Source organism: Aquimarina algicola, assembly GCF_006443095.1.
Lineage (GTDB): Bacteria > Bacteroidota > Bacteroidia > Flavobacteriales > Flavobacteriaceae > Aquimarina > Aquimarina algicola.
The window spans coordinates 1-5,874 of record NZ_VFWZ01000013.1 but is presented as its reverse complement, the minus strand read 5'-3'; the positions used below and the strand labels follow the sequence as shown (position 1 = coordinate 5,874).

General features: G+C 45.2%; 2 tRNA genes and 3 rRNA genes. All 5 read right to left on the bottom strand.

What is annotated here, in order from left to right:
* Window positions 1-43: 43 nt before the first annotated feature.
* Window positions 44-151 (bottom strand): 5S ribosomal RNA (gene rrf / locus FHK87_RS25920).
* Window positions 152-300: 149 nt separating this feature from the next.
* Window positions 301-3,113 (bottom strand): 23S ribosomal RNA (locus FHK87_RS25915).
* A gap of 180 nt (window positions 3,114-3,293) precedes the next feature.
* Window positions 3,294-3,367 (bottom strand) — tRNA-Ala (locus FHK87_RS25910).
* A 141-nt stretch (window positions 3,368-3,508) separates the two neighbouring features.
* Window positions 3,509-3,582 (bottom strand) — tRNA-Ile (locus FHK87_RS25905).
* A gap of 175 nt (window positions 3,583-3,757) precedes the next feature.
* Window positions 3,758-5,281: ribosomal RNA gene (locus tag FHK87_RS25900) — 16S ribosomal RNA — on the bottom strand.
* The 16S, 23S and 5S rRNA genes sit together here with 2 tRNA genes alongside, the layout of an rRNA operon.
* Window positions 5,282-5,874: the final 593 nt, after the last annotated feature.

Below are 5,874 nucleotides of genomic sequence, written 5' to 3'. Positions count from 1 at the left end.
AAACTAAAAAAAACCCTTCATTTTAAGTAATGAAGGGTTTTGAAGAAGGCGGCGACCTACTCTCCCACGATTGTAGTACCATTGGCGCTAACGGGCTTAACTACTCTGTTCGGAATGGTAAGAGGTGAGCCCCGATGCTATAACCACCTTAAAAGGTTTCCTGCGTAGGTAGGAATCTATTTGAAAAGATTTCCTGTCCTTGGCTAGGAGATTCCCGTCTTCACGGGAATAAATATTGTTAACATATTGATTGAACATACAAACCTAAAGTAAATACAGTATAAAATAAAGCAAACTTCAACGCATAAGCCTATGGGTTATTAGTACTACTCGGCTATGACATTACTGCCTGTACACCTATAGCCTATCAACGTGGTAGTCTCCCACGACCCTTTAAAGAAATCTCATCTTGTGGTGGGTTTCGCGCTTATATGCTTTCAGCGCTTATCCCTTCCGAACGTAGCTACTCTGCAATGCCCCTGGCGGAACAACAGATACACCAGCGGTTCGTCCAACTCGGTCCTCTCGTACTAAAGTCAGATCCACTCAAATTTCTAACGCCCACTACAGATAGAGACCGAACTGTCTCACGACGTTCTGAACCCAGCTCGCGTGCCACTTTAATGGGCGAACAGCCCAACCCTTGGGACCTTCTCCAGCCCCAGGATGTGACGAGCCGACATCGAGGTGCCAAACCCCCCCGTCGATGTGAGCTCTTGGGGGAGATCAGCCTGTTATCCCCGGAGTACCTTTTATCCTTTGAGCGATGGCCCTTCCATGCGGAACCACCGGATCACTATGCTCTAGTTTCCTACCTGATCGAGATGTACCTCTCTCAGTCAAGCCTGCTTATGCCATTGCACTCTACGCACGATTACCAACCGTACTGAGCAGACCTTTAGAAGCCTCCGTTACTCTTTTGGAGGCGACCACCCCAGTCAAACTACCCACCAAGCACTGTCCTCATCACTGAGTTAGATCTCGAATAAGCAAAGGGTGGTATTTCAACAATGACTCCAATACGCCTGGCGACGCACCTTCATAGTCTCCCACCTATCCTACACATTACTTATCCAAAACCAATACTAAGCTATAGTAAAGGTTCACGGGGTCTTTTCGTCCCGTAGCGGGTAACCGGCATCTTCACCGATACTACAATTTCACCGAGATCATGGCTGAGACAGTGTCCAGATCGTTGCACCATTCGTGCAGGTCGGAACTTACCCGACAAGGAATTTCGCTACCTTAGGACCGTTATAGTTACGGCCGCCGTTTACCGGGGCTTCAATTCAATGCTTCGCTAATGCTAACATCTCCTCTTAACCTTCCGGCACCGGGCAGGTGTCAGGCCATATACATCTTATTTCTAATTAGCATAGCCCTGTGTTTTTGATAAACAGTCGCCTGGACCTTTTCACTGCGGCCACACAAAAGTGTGGCGACCCTTCTCCCGAAGTTACGGGTCGATTTTGCCTAGTTCCTTAGCCATGAATCGCTCGAGCACCTTAGAATTCTCATCCCAACTACCTGTGTCGGTTTACGGTACGGGCTGCCTGGATCGCTTTTCTTGGAAGTCGATTCGCTAGATTATCACCGCAGCCGTAGCCTTGGTGTACTATCAGGGTATTACTACTCCTTTCAACGTACTATTCCGTCAGTACGCACTAACTATTCGCCTCCGTCACTTTTAACTCCGGCAGGTACAGGAATATTAACCTGTTATCCATCCACTTCCCCTTTCGGGTACGCGTTAGGACCCGACTAACCCTCAGCTGATTAGCATAGCTGAGGAAACCTTAGTCTTTCGGTGGGAGGGTTTCTCGCCCTCCTTATCGTTACTTATGCCTACATTTTCTTTTGTAGATGCTCCAGATTAGCTCACGCTAAACCTTCAACGCCACTACAATGCTCCCCTACCACTTTCGTCCATAGCTTCGGTAATATGCTTATGCCCGATTATTATCCATGCCGAACCGCTCGACTAGTGAGCTGTTACGCACTCTTTAAATGAATGGCTGCTTCCAAGCCAACATCCTAGCTGTCTAAGCAGTTCAACCGCGTTTATTCAACTTAGCATATATTTTGGGACCTTAGCTGATGGTCTGGGTTCTTTCCCTCTCGGACATGGACCTTAGCACCCATGCCCTCACTGCTGATCATCATTTTATAGCATTCGGAGTTTGTCAGGAATTGGTAGGCGGTGAAGCCCCCGCATCCAATCAGTAGCTCTACCTCTATAAAACTAAATCAACGCTGCACCTAAATGCATTTCGGGGAGTACGAGCTATTTCCGAGTTTGATTGGCCTTTCACCCCTACCCACAGGTCATCCCAAGACTTTTCAACGTCAACGGGTTCGGTCCTCCACTTTGGGTTAACAAAGCTTCAACCTGCCCATGGGTAGATCACACGGTTTCGCGTCTACTACTACTAACTATACGCCCTATTCAGACTCGCTTTCGCTACGGATCCGGTGCTGAACACCTTAACCTCGCTAGTAAAAGTAACTCGTAGGCTCATTATGCAAAAGGCACGCCGTCACCAAAAATGGCTCCGACCGCTTGTAAGCGTATGGTTTCAGGATCTTTTTCACTCCCTTATTCAGGGTTCTTTTCACCTTTCCCTCACGGTACTGGTTCACTATCGGTCTCTCAGGAGTATTTAGCCTTATGGGATGGTCCCCACAGATTCACACAGGGTTACACGTGCCCCGCGCTACTCAGGATACTACTATCAACATATAACTTACCTATACGGGACTATCACCCTCTTTGGCTCCTCTTTCCAAAGGATTCTAATTCATTATACACCAAATATCGTAGTCCTACAACCCCAATGTTGCCGTAACAACATTGGTTTGGGCTAATCCGCGTTCGCTCGCCACTACTAACGGAATCACTATTGTTTTCTTCTCCTCCGGGTACTTAGATGTTTCAGTTCTCCGGGTTCGCCCACCTTACGGTGTGATATATCTTCAATATACCGGGTTGCCCCATTCGGAAATCTGCGGATCAATGTGTATGTGCCACTAACCACAGCTTATCGCAGCTTATCACGTCCTTCTTCGCCTCTGAGAGCCTAGGCATTCCCCATACGCCCTTAATTAGCTTATGCGTCTTGCTTTTTTGCTCTATATTATTATTTTTTTTACTCTATAAACACACAATCAATGTGTGTGCTCGTGTATTCAATCAATATGTCAATGAACGTTATCAAGAGTCGTAACTGAGTAAAATCAGTAAACAACTCTGTATCGCAATACTCTTGAAATTTAAATCCCAAGGCATTGCCTTGTGGAGAATACCGGAGTCGAACCGGTGACCTCCTGCGTGCAAGGCAGGCGCTCTAGCCAGCTGAGCTAATTCCCCGTCAATAAAGTAGGCAGTTGCCAGTTTATAGTTGACAGTAGCACAACTTCTAAAATTTCCTTCATAATTCTTAATGAACTTCTTAAAATCTCAAATCAACAATCTCAAATCAACAATCGTAAATCTAAAACCTTAAAACTGTAGTCTCAGGCAGACTCGAACTGCCGACCTCTACATTATCAGTGTAGCGCTCTAACCAGCTGAGCTATGAGACTGTTTCTATAGTAAAGAGTAATCAGTAATCAGTATTCAGATAACACCTAAATATGTCTTTACTTAATACCTAATATAGCTTACCCAATACTAAATAATAATCGACCAACAGCTCAAAAGACTTAGATCCATTAGACCTATAATATATAATTAATTCCTATCATTTATTTGCTCTAGAAAGGAGGTGTTCCAGCCGCACCTTCCGGTACGGCTACCTTGTTACGACTTAGCCCCAGTTACTAGTTTTACCCTAGGCCGCTCCTTACGGTGACGGACTTCAGGTACCCCCAGCTTCCATGGCTTGACGGGCGGTGTGTACAAGGCCCGGGAACGTATTCACCGGATCATGGCTGATATCCGATTACTAGCGATTCCAGCTTCACGGAGTCGAGTTGCAGACTCCGATCCGAACTGTGACCGGCTTTGAAGATTCGCGCCTACTCGCGTAGTGGCTGCTCACTGTACCGGCCATTGTAGCACGTGTGTGGCCCAGGACGTAAGGGCCGTGATGATTTGACGTCATCCCCACCTTCCTCGCGGTTTGCACCGGCAGTCTTGCTAGAGTTCCCGACATGACTCGCTGGCAACTAACAACAGGGGTTGCGCTCGTTATAGGACTTAACCTGACACCTCACGGCACGAGCTGACGACAACCATGCAGCACCTTGTAAGTTGTCCGAAGAAAAATCTATCTCTAGACCTGTCAACCTACATTTAAGCCCTGGTAAGGTTCCTCGCGTATCATCGAATTAAACCACATGCTCCACCGCTTGTGCGGGCCCCCGTCAATTCCTTTGAGTTTCATTCTTGCGAACGTACTCCCCAGGTGGGTTACTTATCACTTTCGCTTAGCCACTCAATCCGAAAATCGAACAGCTAGTAACCATCGTTTACAGCGTGGACTACCAGGGTATCTAATCCTGTTCGCTACCCACGCTTTCGTCCCTTAGCGTCAATCAATTGTTAGTGATCTGCCTTCGCAATCGGTATTCTGTGTAATATCTATGCATTTCACCGCTACACTACACATTCTAACCACTTCACAATAATTCAAGATCTACAGTATCAATGGCAATTTTACGGTTGAGCCGCAAACTTTCACCACTGACTTATAAATCCGCCTACGGACCCTTTAAACCCAATGATTCCGGATAACGCTTGGATCCTCCGTATTACCGCGGCTGCTGGCACGGAGTTAGCCGATCCTTATTCGTAGAGTACCGTCAGACCGGTATACATACCGGGGTTTCTTCCTCTATAAAAGTAGTTTACAACCCATAGGGCAGTCTTCCTACACGCGGCATGGCTGGATCAGAGTTGCCTCCATTGTCCAATATTCCTCACTGCTGCCTCCCGTAGGAGTCTGGTCCGTGTCTCAGTACCAGTGTGGGGGATCTCCCTCTCAGGACCCCTACTTATCGTTGCCTTGGTTAGCCGTTACCTAACCAACTAGCTAATAAGACGCATAGCCATCTCTAACCAATAAATCTTTAATTATTAATCGATGCCAATCAATAATACTATAAGGTATTAATCCAAATTTCTCTGGGCTATCCCTAAGTTAAAGGTAGGTTCTATACGCGTTACGCACCCGTGCGCCGGTCGCCATCAATCTGCAAGCAGATCATGCTGCCCCTCGACTTGCATGTGTTAAGCCTGCCGCTAGCGTTCATCCTGAGCCAGGATCAAACTCTTCATCGTTGTTTCGTAAAATATTATTCAACTAAACAACAGGAATTATAATCATAACTGCTAATGAAAATTAGTCTTTTGCTTAAATTCTGTATCTCATCTAAAATGTAATAACACCTTAAATTAAAATACGCGCTGTCAATCAATATGTCTATGAACTTTTTCAGCAATCTCCCTAACGATAAATATCGAAGGTAATCACTCTTGTTAATAACCGGGAATCGAACCCAATGAAGCTACAAATTAACCCCTACTCCTGTATATTATTTTATCTTGTAAATGAACGCTTATCCCGCTTTAGCTCTACGCTTGTTCCTTAAAGCGGGTGCAAATATAAAACCCTTTTTTTTACTACCAAAACTTTTTTGAACTTTTTTTTAAAAAAAATATTTCCGAAAACAAATCCCAAAAATACCCGGTAACAAACCTATCAAATCTTATATGAACAACGCAAAACCAAATCCCGTTTTGCGGGTGCAAACATACAACCCTTTTTTAAATCAACAACAAAAAAATTACCTTTTTTTAACCAAAAAAAATAACAAAAATCTTAACACTCTAGTAACCTTAGCTTTACAATAAAAATAATCCTCAAAATAAAA